This is a genomic window from Rhodococcus sp. (in: high G+C Gram-positive bacteria) (assembly GCF_049286785.1).
Lineage (GTDB): Bacteria > Actinomycetota > Actinomycetes > Mycobacteriales > Mycobacteriaceae > Rhodococcus_F.
On the sequence record NZ_JBAQEO010000267.1, the window covers coordinates 1 to 13,436 of the forward strand.

The following is a 13,436-nucleotide window of genomic DNA, read 5'->3' on the forward strand; positions in this document are numbered from 1 at the left end:
GCCTCGTCTGCGGCCTTGCGAGCCGCCTCGGCTCGTGCCCGGGCTTCGGCCGCGGCGTCCTTCCCGCGGGGCTGGTCGGCCATCGGGTTCCTTCCGTTGTACAACTGTTGTTACCTGGGTCACGTCAGATGCTACCCGTCGGTCATATCAGATATTTTCTGGTCTCCCGCCTGCAGATTTCTGATCACAATGGTTGTGGCGTACCCGCACGCTCCGTCCGCGGTCACTACTGTTGGAGCCTAGGCACGCAACACTGAGGGGATCCACGATGACCAGCGATTCAGGCGCACGCAGTCGGGTGCAGTTCGGCGCCGGAGCAACACCGGAACTCATCAGTTCGGAGGGACGCACCATCATCGCGGACGCCGTGGTCGCCAAGATCGCGGGCATCGCAACGCGCGAGATCAGCGGGGTCTACGACCTCGGGGGTGGTACCGCCCGCGCCGTCGGGGCACTGCGCGACCGCATACCCGGCGCCCGCGTCAACCACGCCCAGGGTGTCGCCGTCGAGGTCGGCGAGAAGCAGGCGGCCATCGACATCGGCATCGTTGCCGAGTACGGGGTGGCGCTCCACGAACTGGCAGTCGGCATCCGGCGCAACGTCATCGCCGCCGTCGAGCGGATGACCGGACTCGAGGTCACGGAAGTGAACATCACCGTCTTCGACGTCATGTTGTTCGACCCGTCGGAGTCCGGGCCCGAATCCGACGGCAGACCGAGGGTGCAGTGACCGGACCATCTCTCCCGCAAGCCGATCCCGGTGAACTCGTCGACCGGATTGCAGCCGCAGTCCTCGCCACGCCGGGCGTCGCCGCCATGCACGGCGGCACCTTCGGTGAAGTTGCCACCTACCTGCCGGGGCGCCGGGTCACCGGGGTGACCGTCGACGATTCGGGTTGCGCCGTGCATCTCGCGGTTCTGTATCCGGCGAATGTCGTCGACACCGCCGAAAAGGTCAGAGCTGCAGTCGAATCCATCGTCACCGTTCCGGTCGACGTGATCATCGAAGATCTCCTGACAGAGACAGGACAAACGCAATGAACAGCACAGTGACAGGTCTGATCGTCGGGCTGCTGCTCGCCATCGCTGCCATCCTCGGCGGATTCAGCGGTTTCGTGTTCGCCGTCCTCCTCGGGGCACTCGGCATGGCGGTGGGGGCGCATCGGGACGGGCACCTCGACCTCGGCGCGATCCTCCGAAGCCGTGGCCGTGGCTGAACCCACCGGCCCCGTGTACACCAGTGCCGTAACCGGCGCCGAGATCGAGGACTCCGGCGCGGAGGACGACACCACCGCCCTGCGCGGCGAGTTGGTGATCAAGGAACGCGCCGTGGTGAAGATAGCTGTGGCGGCGGCGCTCGACGTTCCGGGCGTGGTCAAACACTCGGGCGGGCTGTCGCGACTCACAGGCCGCGAACTTCCCCGCGCCGACGTGTCCACCGGCGGCGGTGCGGTCGCCATCAATCTCTACATCGCGATCGGCTGGCCGTGCCGTCTCGATGTGCTGGGCCGGCGGTTGCGCTCGGAGGTGAGCCGCCGGGTCGAAGAGCTGACCGGCATGCCCGTCTGCGAACTCAACATCGTGGTGATCGGAACGGAATCCACTGCATCCGAGGAGAATACGACCGACCAGCTCATCTTCGCGGATCAGCCTGACACGGGCGACGCCACCTCCGCAATGACCCCCGTCCGGCCACGCACCCCCCGCGCCACACCCGCCGCTGTACCTGCGGCAGTAGTCATCGCGGTCGGGGCGATCGGGCTGGCGATCGTGGCAGCACGTGAACTGCTGATCGTGCGGGGCACCATTCCCAGCGCGCCGTGGATTCGCAATACCTTCGAATGGGTCGGACGTCTCCACTGGTCCGACTGGATAGTTCCGGGTGCGGTGGCCGCCGTCGTGCTGGGAGTCGCTCTCGTCATCGCGGCGCTCAAGCCGCGTCCGCGAACACATCTGCCCGTGCGGATCGGGTCCACCCCGATCGTGTGGCTACGCCCCACGGACCTGGCCCGCAAGTCCAGCAGCCAAGCCGGATCGGTCCCCGGCGTGCGCTCCGCCCACACCACCGTCGATCGCAAGCACGTCACCGTCCGGGTCGTACGCAGCGAGGTATCGCCCGCCGCCGACGTCGCCATCGCGGTCCGCGAGGCGGTGGAGCCGACACTGTCATTGCTGGGAACCTCCCCCGAACTCCGAGTGCAGGTGAAGCCGTGACCCATCGCGTCGCTGCCGTGAACCGCCTGATCGTCCTTGTGGCAGGACTACTCCTCCTCGGGTTCGGTGCCTACGCCACCGCCTGGGACGCGGAGGTTCCGATCGTCCGGGAATGGGTCTCCCGATTCGACCGCGAACGCGTCACCGACATCCCGGACCAGGACTGGTGGGTGTGGGCCCTCGTCGCGACGACCATCGTGGGCTTCGCCTTCGGCATCATGATGCTTGCCCTCGACCTCACTCGGCGGCGACCGGGACCCGTCGCCGTTCCCGATCCGGAGTCGGGGACGTTCGTCACCGTCGATCTCGGGAGTCTGGCCAACGGAGTGTCGAACGAACTCGCCCGGTATCCCGGCGTCCGGCAGACCCGCGCCCGGGCCGTCGTCGAACGTGGGTTGCCCACCCTGTCCGTCGTCGTGACCGCGGACCCCGCCATCGACATTGCCGACTTCACGCACACCTCCGAGGGCATCGCATCCTGGGTGACCTCGACACTGGGCGGTGCACAAGTGGCCACCCAGATCCTGCTCCACCTCGACCCGGCAGACCAGCCCACCCAGGTCACCGAGCAGTGACAGCCCTCCTGCTTCGAGCAGCTGCCCGACTCACACCTCGCCCGAAACGACGAATGGCGCCCACCCCGAGGGGGTGAGCGCCATTCGTCGTGTGAAGCTAGATCAGTGTGAAGCTAGATCACTTGATGATCTTCGTGACCTTGCCGGCGCCGACGGTGCGGCCACCTTCGCGGATCGCGAAGCGCAGGCCCTCGTCCATGGCGACGGGCTGGATCAGCTTGACGGACATCTCGGTGTTGTCACCGGGCATGACCATCTCGGTGCCCTCGGGCAGCGTCACAACACCCGTCACGTCCGTGGTACGGAAGTAGAACTGCGGACGGTAGTTGTTGAAGAACGGCGTGTGGCGGCCGCCCTCGTCCTTGGACAGGATGTACGCCTGGCCCTCGAACTCGGTGTGCGGGGTGGTGGTGCCGGGCTTGACGACAACCTGTCCACGCTCGACATCTTCGCGCTTGATGCCACGAACCAGCAGACCGACGTTGTCGCCGGCCTGGCCCGAGTCGAGCAGCTTGCGGAACATCTCGATGCCGGTGACGGTGGTCTTGGTGACCGTCTCCTTGATGCCGACGATCTCCACCTCCTCGTTCACGTTGACCGAGCCACGCTCGATACGACCGGTGACAACGGTGCCACGGCCGGTGATCGTGAAGACGTCCTCGACGGGCATGAGGAACGGCTTGTCCGTCTCGCGAACCGGGTCCGGGATGGACTCGTCGACAGCATTCATCAGCTCGATGATGTTCTTGGTCCACTCCGGGTCGCCCTCGAGCGCCTTGAGAGCGGACACCTTGATGACCGGTGCGTCCTCGTCGAAGTCCTGCGCAGCGAGAAGCTCACGGACCTCCATCTCGACGAGCTCGATGATCTCTTCGTCGTCGACCATGTCGGCCTTGTTCAGGGCGACGAGGATGTACGGCACGCCGACCTGGCGGGCGAGCAGCACGTGCTCACGCGTCTGGGGCATCGGGCCGTCGGTGGCCGCGACCACGAGGATGGCGCCGTCCATCTGCGCCGCACCCGTGATCATGTTCTTGATGTAGTCGGCGTGACCGGGAGCGTCGACGTGCGCGTAGTGGCGCTTCTCGGTCTGGTACTCAACATGCGAGATGTTGATCGTGATACCGCGAGCCTTCTCCTCAGGAGCCTTGTCGATCTCGTCGAAGGCCGAGGCCTCGTTGAGATCCGGGTACGCGTCATGCAGAACCTTGGTGATGGCCGCCGTCAGCGTGGTCTTGCCGTGGTCGACGTGACCGATGGTGCCGATGTTCACGTGCGGCTTCGTCCGCTCGAACTTCGCCTTCGCCACTGTGTGTCCTCCTGGACTGATTGATGCTTGCGGTATGCAGCAGTGCGGTTGTTATTACTGGGTCGTGCTGTCGGCCGGCTGAACCGAGGTTACTCGCCGGTCGCCTTGGCGATGATTTCCTTCGAGACGTTCGCGGGAACCTCAGCGTAGGAATCGAACACCATGGAGAAGTTCGCGCGACCCTGGGTCTTCGACCGAAGGTCACCGATGTAACCGAACATCTCCGAGAGCGGAACCAGCGCCTTCACGACACGGGCACCACTGCGTTCCTCCATGGCCTGGATCTGGCCACGGCGGGAGTTCAGGTCGCCGATCACGTCACCCATGTATTCCTCTGGGGTCGTGACCTCGACAGCCATGAGCGGTTCGAGAATGACCGGGCCGGCCTTGCGGGCGGCTTCCTTGAGCGCCTGCGAACCGGCAACCTTGAAGGCCATTTCCGACGAGTCGACGTCGTGGTATGCACCGTCGAGCAGCGAGAGCTTCAGGTTCACCAGCGGGTAGCCGGCGAGAACGCCGTACTGCATCGCGTCCTGCGCGCCGGCATCCACGGAGGGAATGTACTCGCGCGGGATACGACCGCCGCTGACCTTGTTCTCGAACTCGTAGGTGGCACCGTCTTCGCCGACGAAGGGCTCCAGCGCGATGATCACCTTGGCGAACTGGCCCGATCCACCCGTCTGCTTCTTGTGGGTGTAATCGTGCTTTTCGACCTTCTTGGTGATGGTCTCGCGGTAGGCCACCTGCGGCTTGCCGACGTTGGCCTCGACCTTGAACTCGCGACGCATACGGTCGACGAGGATGTCGAGGTGGAGCTCGCCCATGCCGCCGATGACGGTCTGGCCGGTCTCCTCGTCGAGCTCGACGGAGAACGTCGGGTCCTCTTCGGCCAGCTTCTGGATCGCGGTGCCCAGCTTTTCCTGGTCGGACTTGGTCTTGGGCTCGATCGAGACCTGGATGACCGGATCCGGGAAGCTCATGGACTCGAGCACGATCGGCGCATCCTGGGCACAAAGGGTGTCACCGGTGGTGGTGTCCTTCAGACCGATCATGGCGTAGATGTGGCCTGCCACGGCCTCGTCGACCGGGTTCTCCTTGTTGGCGTGCATCTGGAAGAGCTTTCCGATGCGCTCCTTCTTGCCCTTGGTGGCGTTGAGCACCTGCTGTCCGGGATCGAGCCGACCGGAGTACACGCGGACGAAGGTCAGCTTGCCGAAGAACGGGTGCGACGCGATCTTGAACGCCAGAGCCGCGAACGGCTCGTCCTTGCTCGGCTTGCGAGTAAGGATCTCTTCCTCGTTGTTCAGGGCATGACCCTGGACCTCGCCGATGTCCAGCGGGTTCGGCAGGTAGTCGATGACCGCGTCGAGCATGGGCTGAACGCCCTTGTTCTTGAACGCGGAGCCACACAGCACCGGGTAGATCTCGGAAGCCACCGTCAGCTTGCGGATGGCACCCTTGATCTCCTCGACCGTGAGCTCCTCGCCGCCGAAGTACTTCTCCATCAGCGCGTCGTCGGTTTCCGCGACGGTCTCGAGCAGCTTGGTGCGGTACTCGGCAGCCTTCTCGGCCAGATCCGCGGGGATCTCTTCGATGGTCGGCGCGGCACCGGTCGGGACAACTCCGCGCCAGGTGACGGCCCTCATCTCGACGAGATCGACGACGCCGTCGAAATCGTCCTCGGCGCCGATCGGCAACTGCAGGACGAGCGGCTTCGCGCCGAGGCGGTCGATGATGGTCTGGACCGTGAAGTAGAAGTCCGCGCCCATCTTGTCCATCTTGTTGACGAAACAGATGCGCGGAACGTCGTACTTGGCGGCCTGACGCCACACCTGCTCCGACTGGGGCTCGACGCCCTCCTTGCCGTCGAACACGGCAACGGCGCCGTCGAGGACGCGGAGCGAACGCTCCACCTCGACGGTGAAGTCGACGTGGCCGGGAGTGTCGATGATGTTGATCTGGTTGTTGTTCCAGAAGCAGGTCACCGCAGCAGAAGTGATCGTGATGCCACGTTCCTTCTCCTGCTCCATCCAGTCAGTCGTCGACGCGCCATCGTGCGTCTCACCGATCTTGTAGTTGACACCGGTGTAGAACAGGATGCGCTCGGTTGTGGTGGTCTTGCCGGCATCGATGTGCGCCATGATGCCGATATTGCGGACCTTGTTCAGGTCGGTCAGCACTTCCTGTGCCACAGGATTCTTCCCCGCTCGTAGCTCGTATATCGGGTTTCGGCCTGTCCGGTGTTCAACCAGCGGGCCACTGTCTCGAGTTGTAGATCCAGCCGGCCCCGAAGGGCCGACGCAGCGACAACGCCGGAGCAGTCACGGTAGGCGACTGCTCCGACGGGACGTCACCAGCGGTAGTGGGCGAATGCCTTGTTGGCTTCAGCCATCTTGTGGGTGTCCTCACGGCGCTTCACAGCGGCACCCAGGCCATTGCTGGCATCGAGGAGCTCGTTGGCGAGACGCTCGACCATGGTCTTCTCACGGCGCTGCCGGGAGAAGGTCACGAGCCAGCGGAGCGCGAGGGTGGTGGAACGTCCGGGACGAACCTCCACGGGCACCTGGTAGGTGGCGCCACCGACACGACGGCTGCGGACCTCGAGAGCAGGCTTGACGTTGTCCAGCGCACGCTTGAGTGTGACGACCGGATCGGTGCCGGTCTTCTCGCGTGCCTGCTCGAGCGCCTGGTACACGATGCGCTCGGCGGTGGACTTCTTGCCGTCCATCAGGATCTTGTTGACCAGCTGCGTCACCAGGGGCGAACCGTAGACCGGGTCGTTGATGAGCGGACGCTTCGGAGCGGGGCCCTTACGTGGCATTAGCTCTTCTCCTTCTTGGCGCCGTAGCGGCTGCGAGCCTGCTTACGGCCCTTGACACCCTGGGTGTCGAGCGAGCCGCGGATGATCTTGTAGCGAACACCCGGGAGGTCCTTCACGCGACCGCCGCGGACGAGCACCATCGAGTGCTCCTGCAGGTTGTGGCCCTCACCGGGGATGTACGCGGTGACCTCGACCTGGGAGGTGAGCCGCACACGTGCGACCTTACGGAGCGCGGAGTTCGGCTTCTTCGGGGTGGTCGTGTACACGCGGGTGCACACGCCACGACGCTGCGGGCTGCCCTTCAGGGCTGCCGTCTTGACCTTGGCGGTCTTGTCGCGGCGGCCCTTGCGGACCAACTGGTTGATGGTTGGCATTTACCGGCTTTCTTCGTGTTGAACAGACTGCTCTGGACAAGCAACCTTGGCTGTTCTGAAATTAGGGATCCAGCAGTTGGGACAAGAGAGCTACTGCCCCGCACCCGCCCTCGTTACGTAGCTCGTACGCACCCGAGGTCGGGTGTGTCGCATACCCCCACACAGGCAACCGGATGCTCGTTCCATGCAGACAACTGCACGAACGCGCGCACGGCAATACCTCGCTAGGCACACAGATCGGCCCGGGCTTGCCGGACACGACCCACAACGATACCCGGCGGCGCGCCATGAGGTCAAAGTGACCCCGTGGGTGGTAAAGGCGGCATACGTCTAGCTACTCAGGTTGAGCGTCAGATCCGCCAGCGTCGATGCTGCCTGGCAGGGATCTGCCGTCCCCGGCTGGAACTGTACCCACCAGCCCACCACGCCGGCGGACGGCGAACCGACCGTGACGCCGCACGCTCCCGGATCGGCGGGCGGGCGCATCACGACCGCCTTTCGACCCTGGATCGTCGCGGACTCCACCGCGTAGCCGAGTTCCTCACCGGTCTTCCTCTCGGTGTCGAGGGATCCGGTTTCGAACCAGTTGAAGGTCACCTTCACCGGGCCGTTGGCCCCCAACGCATCCCAGCGGCAGATCGCACCGAAGAACCCTCGTTCGATCGCGTCGGCACCGACCGCTTCCGCGATCTGTTCGTCCGTGACGGCGTTGCATTCCTCGAGCAACGCGGTGAACTTTTCGGTGTCACCCGTGAAGGATCCCTCCGGCCGTGGCGAGCCCTCGATCGAGGATCCGCAGCCGGCGATCGCACCGGCGAATGCCAGCGCGCCGACGGCCCGCACGGCACGCCGGACCGTGCCCCTCATTTGACCCTCGAGACACTGAGCTCGGCGAGTTCGCGGGCAACGACGCAGGGATCGGCCGTGGGTCTCGCATCCGCGTACATCACCGACCAGTGGACGAAGTCGCCACCGAATTCCACGCCGAGTTCACACAGAATTCCCTCCGAAGATGCCATGAAACCGGGGTGCCCCTGGACGTCGATGTCCGTGGCGGGTCTGCCGATCAACTCCGACCCCGCGCGTTCCCTGCCGATGGGGCTGCCGCGGTACCACGAGAACGTCACACTGGGACCGCCTATTCCCGCGGTCTCCCACTCGCAGCCGACGGAGTTGCGGGTCACTCCCGTGAACGACGGCATTCCGAAGGCCTTCGCCACCTCCTCGTCGGTCACGGACCCACATTGCCCGAAGAAGGGTCCCGGCTCGGTGACCTGCGAGAGCGTGGGCCCGGCGGCCGTATCCGTGTCCGAATCGTCCTCACTTCCACACCCGGCGAGGATCGCCGTGAGTCCGATCAGGACGAGCACTCCCCATTTCCTGCCCATGGCCGTGACTCTACCGAGCCGGAGACTTCCCGCTCGGTCAGTCGACCGCGGCCGGGACGGCGGTGTCGAGCCGCGGGAGGGCGGCATCGAGCTGCCCCGCCCACTGGCGCACGATCTCGGCGCGCCGGTGGGAGTCGTCGGTGAGGACGTCTGCCAGACCGAGTCCCCGCGCGAGGTCGAGAGTGGCCTGCACCAGCCGATGCGCCACCGGATCGGTGTCGTCGAAGCCGAAGTGCTCGACGGCGGTGCGGTGCGCGACGCGGCCGAACCGTTCCTCGAGCGGCAGGATCCGGGCACGCAGCTCCGGGTCCGCGGCAGCTGCCGTCCACACCTGGAGAGCCGCCTTGAACAGAGTGCCCGTGTAGTAGTCGACGAGCCGGGACACCACCGCCTCGGTGCGACCCGCTCCGGTCGGCAGACCCGTGGCCTCGCGGCGCGCCTGCTCCATCCGCGCGTCGAACATGACCTCGAGCGCCGCGGTGATCAGGTCCTCGCGGGTGGGGAAGTGATGCTGCGCCGCCCCACGCGACACCCCGGAGCGTTGTGCCACCACGCTCACCGTGGGGGCACCCCAGCCCAGTTCGGCAAGGCAGTCGACGGTGACCTCGAGGAGGTGCTGACGCGTGACCCGGCTACGGTCCTGTTTCGGCTCGCGGGTCATCTGTTCACCTCCCTCTCTGTTCCGTTCTGTTCGATGCGGCGACTACTGCGGCTGCGTGGCCCACTGCGGGGGCCGTTTCTGCAGAAACGCCATCATGCCCTCCCTGGCCTCCTCGGATTCGAACAACCTCGCCGACTGTGCCGTCAACTCGTCCGTGTAACGGTCGAAATCTGCCAGTACCGCCCTCGTCGTCAACGCCTTCGATTCGGCGAGCCCTTGGGGTGACGCCTGCCGGAACTGGTCCAGTAACTCCTCGACCGCGTCGTCGGGATCCTGCACAGCCTCGGTGATCAGACCGATGGCGGCGGCCTCGCGAGCCCCGAACTTCTCGCCGGTGAGGAAGTATCGTCCGGCCGCGCGTGGCTGCATCCGGGGCAGGACGGTCAGCGAGATGATCGACGCGGCCAGGCCGAGTCTCACCTCGGTGAGCGCGAACGTGCTGCGCGGACCGGCGACGGCGATGTCGCACGCACCGATCAGCCCCATTCCGCCCGCCCGTACGTGGCCGTCGATCTGCGCGACCACCGGTTTGGGCACTTCGAGGAACGCACGCAGCAGGTCTGCCATCTGCCTGGTCCGGGAACCGACGTCGCCGGCGACGTCACTCAGATCCGCACCCGCACAGAATGTTCCACCGGTATGTGTGAGCACGATGCCGCGGATGCCCGGGTCCGCACCGGCATCCCGAAGTCCCTGACGGAGTTCGTTCACGAGTTTGCCGGAGATGGCGTTTCTGTTGTGCGGTGAGTCGAGGGTGAGGACGGCGAATCCCCGCCTCACCTCGTAGCGGACGTACGGGTTCGCGGCCACGTCGGTCATGGGTCCTCCTGCCCGGACTTCGGTTGTCAGTACGACCTCGGCAGCCCGAGCGAGTGCTGGGAGACGAAGTTGAGGATCATTTCACGGCTCACCGGGGCGACGCGTGCGATGCGAGCCGCACCCAGCATCGCGGCGAGACCGTATTCCTTGGTGAGTCCTGCCCCACCGTGCGTCTGGATGGCCTGGTCCAGTGCTTTGATGCTGGCCTCGGCCGCGGCGTACTTCGCCATGTTCGCCGCCTCGGCGGCGCCGAAGTCGTCGCCGCTGTCATAGAGGAAAGCGGCCTTCTGCATCATCAGCTTGGCGAGTTCCAGTTCGATCTTGATCTGCGCCAGGGGATGCGAGAGGCCCTGATGCGTTCCGATCGGTTCCTTCCACACGGTGCGTTCCTTGGCGAATTTCACCGCGGCGTCGAGCGCGTACCGACCCATGCCGACGGCCATCGCCGCGCCGAGGATTCGTTCGGGATTGAGTCCGGCGAACAATTGCATCAGCGCCGCGTCGGCTTCTCCGACGAGCGCATCGGCGGGAAGCCGGACATCGTCGAGGAACAGCATGAACTGTGTGTCGGGTTCGACGATGTCCATCTCCATCGGCGTCTTCACGAAGTTCGGGGCGTCGGTGGGCACGATGAACAGAGCCGGCTTCAGCTTGCCCGTCTTCGAGTCCTCGGTGCGCGCCACGATCAGCACGGCATCGGCCTGATCCACTCCCGAGATGTAGATCTTGTTGCCCGACAGCAGCCAGTCCTCACCATCACGACGTGCGGTGGTCGTGATCTGGTGCGAGTTCGACCCGGCGTCGGCTTCGGTGATGCCGAACGCCATGATCTTGGAACCGTCGGCGAGGCCGGTGAGCCACTTCTGTTTCTGCTCCTCGGTCCCGTATTTGCCGATGATGGTGCCGCAGATGGCCGGCGACACGACCACGAGAAGCAGACCGGCGCCGTGGGCGGCGAGTTCCTCCTGGACCAACGCCAATTCGTAGATGCCGGCACCGCCGCCGCCGTACTCCTCCGGCAGGTTGACCCCGAGGAAGCCCAGCTTGCCTGCTTCGTTCCACAGTTCGGTGAGCGGTTCCCCGCGCCGCGCCTTGGGCAGCACGTACTCGGTGTAATTGAAGCGCTCGCCCAGACGGGACACCGACGCTCGCAGTTCCTTCTGTTCGTCTGTCTCGATGAAACTCATGACTCTCCCTCTGCCTTTGGTTCTACTTCCACTACTGCCAGTACCGTTCCCACATCGACCTGCGTGCCGACGCTGACGGAAAGTTCTGTGATCACACCGGATACCGGCGCCTTGATGGTGTGCTCCATCTTCATGGCCTCGAGCCAGACGATCGGTTGCCCTGCCGATACGCGGTCACCCACGCCGGCGCCGAGCCGGATCACCGACCCGGGCATCGGGGCCAGGAGTGAGCCTTCGGCCACCACTTCACTGGGGTCGACGAAGCGGGGCACCGCCCGCAGGCTCACCGGTCCGAGCGCGGAATCGACGTAGACGTCGTCGCCGTAGCGCGCCACGTCGAACGAACGGCGTAGCCCCTCGACGTCGACGGTGACGCGGCGCGACGTGGCCGACACCAGCACGACGTCGTCGAACCCCTCGGCCCGGAGCCCGTACCTGGTGAGCAGATACCGGACCTCGAGATCCCCGTCGGCCCCGGTGAACGTCTTGCTCTGCGGCGCCGACGGCATGTTCCGCCACCCGCTGGGCAGCGTGGTGTTCACCTTCGCCATGTCCCGGTTGTGCGCAGCATCGGCGAGAGCGGCGGCCAGTGCCGATAGTCGTTCGGTCTGCGCCGTGGCCAGCGGCCGCGACAACGCGTCGAGACCGTGGGTGGCGAAGAAGGCCGTGTCGGTCTCCCCGGCCAGGAAGGCGGGGTGCCGCAGGACGCCCACCAGCAGGTCGCGGTTTGTTCGGAGACCGTGAATCTTCGCCCGGCTCAACGCCGCAGCCAATCGCGTGGCCGCCTGTGCACGTGTCGGGGCGAAGGAGATGACCTTCGCGAGCATGGGGTCGTAGTGCACGCCCACCAGCGAACCGTCGACCACACCGGAATCCAGGCGGATGCCGGGGGCTCGGAGAACATCGAACTCCACCGCTGTGTCCGGCAGGGAAATGTGGTGAACCGGGCCGCTCTGCGGTTGCCAGTTCTGTGCGGGGTCCTCGGCATAGAGCCGGACCTCGATGGAATGACCCGACGCGGCGGGCGGCTCCGACTCGAGCCTTCCCCCGGAAGCCACCTGCAACTGCAGTTCGACCAGGTCGAGCCCCGTGGTGCATTCGGTGACCGGGTGCTCCACCTGCAGTCGGGTGTTCATCTCGAGGAAGAAGAAGTCATCGCCCGCGGTGTCCTCTCGCCCTCGACCGGAAGCAAGGAATTCGACCGTTCCCGCTCCTTCGTAGTCGATGGCCTTCGCCGCGATCCGGGCTGCCTCGAAGAGTCGGTCACGCATCCCCGGCCTGGACTCCACCAGCGGGGACGGTGACTCCTCCACCACCTTCTGGTGCCTGCGCTGGATGGAGCATTCACGCTCGCCCACCGCCCACACCGTGCCGTGCCCGTCGCACATCACCTGTACTTCGATGTGCCGGCCGGTCTCGAGGTACCGCTCGCAGAACACCGTGGGATCACCGAATGCCGACCGGGCTTCCCGGCGCGCGGCCTCGAGTTGCTCCGGCAGATCCGCGAGCCGGCGCACCACCCGCATTCCACGACCACCACCACCGGCGGACGCCTTGATGAGCACGGGCAGGTCCGCCACGGTCACCGCACCCGGTTCGAGTTCGGCCAGCACGGGCACACCCGCAGCAGCCATCATCTTCTTCGACTCCACCTTGGAGCCCATCTTCTCGATCGCGGGTGGTGGCGGTCCGATCCACGTCAGACCCGCGGCGTGCACGGCATGTGCGAATTCGGCGTTCTCGGAAAGGAATCCGTATCCGGGATGGATGGCGTCGGCACCGGCACGGCGCGCCGCTTCGATGACGAGGTCGCCCCGCAGGTAGGTCTCCGACGGCGTGTTGCCGGGCAGCCGGACGGCGGCATCAGCCTCGGACACGTGCGGGGCGAGCGCATCTGCGTCCGAATACACGGCCACCGTGCCGAGCCCGGCGCGGCGACAGGTGGCGAAGATGCGGCGGGCGATCTCGCCCCGGTTCGCCACCAGGACACACTGGATTGTCATCGCTGCCTCACATCCGGAAGACGCCGAAATTCGCGGCGCCTTCGATCGGGGCGTTGGCAATGGCCGACAGGCACATTCCCACCAC

15 protein-coding genes are annotated in these 13,436 nt (G+C 65.6%); 5 read left to right on the plus strand and 10 right to left on the minus strand.

From position 1 onward, the window contains the following. Positions 1–268 precede the first annotated feature (268 nt). From WAW17_RS10640 to WAW17_RS10660, 5 genes are read left to right on the plus strand one after another with little or no spacing between them, the layout of a single operon-like run. A complete protein-coding gene (locus WAW17_RS10640) occupies positions 269–730 on the plus strand; it encodes an Asp23/Gls24 family envelope stress response protein (protein WP_422332947.1) in 462 nt (153 codons plus the stop codon). Beyond that, complete coding sequence (locus WAW17_RS10645) at positions 727–1,041, plus strand: hypothetical protein (RefSeq protein WP_422332948.1); 315 nt, start codon at positions 727–729, stop codon at positions 1,039–1,041. Before WAW17_RS10640 ends, WAW17_RS10645 begins: the two co-directional genes overlap by 4 nt. Then, a complete protein-coding gene (locus WAW17_RS10650) occupies positions 1,038–1,217 on the plus strand; it encodes a DUF2273 domain-containing protein (protein ID WP_422332949.1) in 180 nt (59 codons plus the stop codon). The genes WAW17_RS10645 and WAW17_RS10650 overlap by 4 nt, the downstream gene beginning before the upstream one ends. After that, positions 1,210–2,214: a DUF6286 domain-containing protein gene (locus WAW17_RS10655; RefSeq protein ID WP_422332950.1), complete on the plus strand. Its 1,005-nt coding sequence runs from the start codon at positions 1,210–1,212 to the stop codon at positions 2,212–2,214. Before WAW17_RS10650 ends, WAW17_RS10655 begins: the two co-directional genes overlap by 8 nt. Continuing rightward, on the plus strand, positions 2,211–2,789 hold the full coding sequence (locus WAW17_RS10660; RefSeq protein ID WP_422332951.1) for a hypothetical protein: 579 nt from the start codon (positions 2,211–2,213) through the stop codon (positions 2,787–2,789). Before WAW17_RS10655 ends, WAW17_RS10660 begins: the two co-directional genes overlap by 4 nt. Positions 2,790–2,907: 118 nt before the next feature. Here WAW17_RS10660 and tuf read toward each other — a convergent pair whose 3' ends face one another. The 10 genes from tuf to WAW17_RS10710 all read right to left on the minus strand — a co-directional run bounded on the left by tuf (position 2,908) and on the right by WAW17_RS10710 (position 13,351). After that, on the minus strand, positions 2,908–4,098 hold the full coding sequence (gene tuf, locus WAW17_RS10665; RefSeq protein WP_422332952.1) for an elongation factor Tu: 1,191 nt from the start codon (positions 4,096–4,098) through the stop codon (positions 2,908–2,910). Positions 4,099–4,187: 89 nt separating this feature from the next. Beyond that, complete coding sequence (gene fusA, locus WAW17_RS10670; RefSeq protein ID WP_422332953.1) at positions 4,188–6,290, minus strand: elongation factor G; 2,103 nt, start codon at positions 6,288–6,290, stop codon at positions 4,188–4,190. Positions 6,291–6,448: 158 nt separating this feature from the next. Further along, the gene (rpsG, locus tag WAW17_RS10675) at positions 6,449–6,919 is read right to left on the minus strand and encodes a 30S ribosomal protein S7 (protein WP_255971743.1); all 471 of its coding nucleotides are present in this window, start codon (positions 6,917–6,919) and stop codon (positions 6,449–6,451) included. Next, positions 6,919–7,293, minus strand: a complete 375-nt coding sequence (gene rpsL, locus WAW17_RS10680) for a 30S ribosomal protein S12 (protein WP_422332954.1) — start codon at positions 7,291–7,293, stop codon at positions 6,919–6,921. Before rpsL ends, rpsG begins: the two co-directional genes overlap by 1 nt. 330 nt (positions 7,294–7,623) lie before the next feature. Further along, positions 7,624–8,160 carry a DUF3558 domain-containing protein gene (locus WAW17_RS10685; RefSeq protein WP_422332955.1) on the minus strand — a complete coding sequence of 179 codons (537 nt, stop codon included), beginning with the start codon at positions 8,158–8,160 and terminating at the stop codon, positions 7,624–7,626. Beyond that, on the minus strand, positions 8,157–8,681 hold the full coding sequence (locus WAW17_RS10690; protein ID WP_422332956.1) for a DUF3558 domain-containing protein: 525 nt from the start codon (positions 8,679–8,681) through the stop codon (positions 8,157–8,159). The genes WAW17_RS10685 and WAW17_RS10690 overlap by 4 nt, the downstream gene beginning before the upstream one ends. Positions 8,682–8,718: 37 nt before the next feature. Further along, complete coding sequence (locus tag WAW17_RS10695) at positions 8,719–9,342, minus strand: TetR/AcrR family transcriptional regulator (RefSeq protein ID WP_422332957.1); 624 nt, start codon at positions 9,340–9,342, stop codon at positions 8,719–8,721. 42 nt (positions 9,343–9,384) lie between these two features. Beyond that, a complete protein-coding gene (locus tag WAW17_RS10700) occupies positions 9,385–10,161 on the minus strand; it encodes an enoyl-CoA hydratase family protein (protein ID WP_422332958.1) in 777 nt (258 codons plus the stop codon). 26 nt (positions 10,162–10,187) lie between these two features. Continuing rightward, positions 10,188–11,348 (minus strand): acyl-CoA dehydrogenase family protein, encoded by a 1,161-nt coding sequence (locus WAW17_RS10705; protein WP_422332959.1) that lies wholly within the window; start codon positions 11,346–11,348, stop codon positions 10,188–10,190. Further along, on the minus strand, positions 11,345–13,351 hold the full coding sequence (locus WAW17_RS10710) for a biotin carboxylase N-terminal domain-containing protein (protein ID WP_422332960.1): 2,007 nt from the start codon (positions 13,349–13,351) through the stop codon (positions 11,345–11,347). The genes WAW17_RS10705 and WAW17_RS10710 overlap by 4 nt, the downstream gene beginning before the upstream one ends. Between the last annotated feature and the right edge of the window lie 85 nt (positions 13,352–13,436).

What these genes read in the sequence shown, in the direction of transcription:
- WAW17_RS10640 (WP_422332947.1), top strand. Translation starts at nt 269, where the DNA reads ATGACCAGCGATTCAGGCGCACGCAGTCGGGTGCAGTTCGGCGCCGGA.
- WAW17_RS10650 (WP_422332949.1), top strand. Translation starts at nt 1,038, where the DNA reads ATGAACAGCACAGTGACAGGTCTGATCGTCGGGCTGCTGCTCGCCATC.
- rpsG (WP_255971743.1), bottom strand. Translation starts at nt 6,919, where the DNA reads ATGCCACGTAAGGGCCCCGCTCCGAAGCGTCCGCTCATCAACGACCCG.
- rpsL (WP_422332954.1), bottom strand. Translation starts at nt 7,293, where the DNA reads ATGCCAACCATCAACCAGTTGGTCCGCAAGGGCCGCCGCGACAAGACC.
- WAW17_RS10685 (WP_422332955.1), bottom strand. Translation starts at nt 8,160, where the DNA reads ATGAGGGGCACGGTCCGGCGTGCCGTGCGGGCCGTCGGCGCGCTGGCA.
- WAW17_RS10690 (WP_422332956.1), bottom strand. Translation starts at nt 8,681, where the DNA reads ATGGGCAGGAAATGGGGAGTGCTCGTCCTGATCGGACTCACGGCGATC.
- WAW17_RS10695 (WP_422332957.1), bottom strand. Translation starts at nt 9,342, where the DNA reads ATGACCCGCGAGCCGAAACAGGACCGTAGCCGGGTCACGCGTCAGCAC.
- WAW17_RS10700 (WP_422332958.1), bottom strand. Translation starts at nt 10,161, where the DNA reads ATGACCGACGTGGCCGCGAACCCGTACGTCCGCTACGAGGTGAGGCGG.
- WAW17_RS10705 (WP_422332959.1), bottom strand. Translation starts at nt 11,348, where the DNA reads ATGAGTTTCATCGAGACAGACGAACAGAAGGAACTGCGAGCGTCGGTG.
- WAW17_RS10710 (WP_422332960.1), bottom strand. Translation starts at nt 13,351, where the DNA reads ATGACAATCCAGTGTGTCCTGGTGGCGAACCGGGGCGAGATCGCCCGC.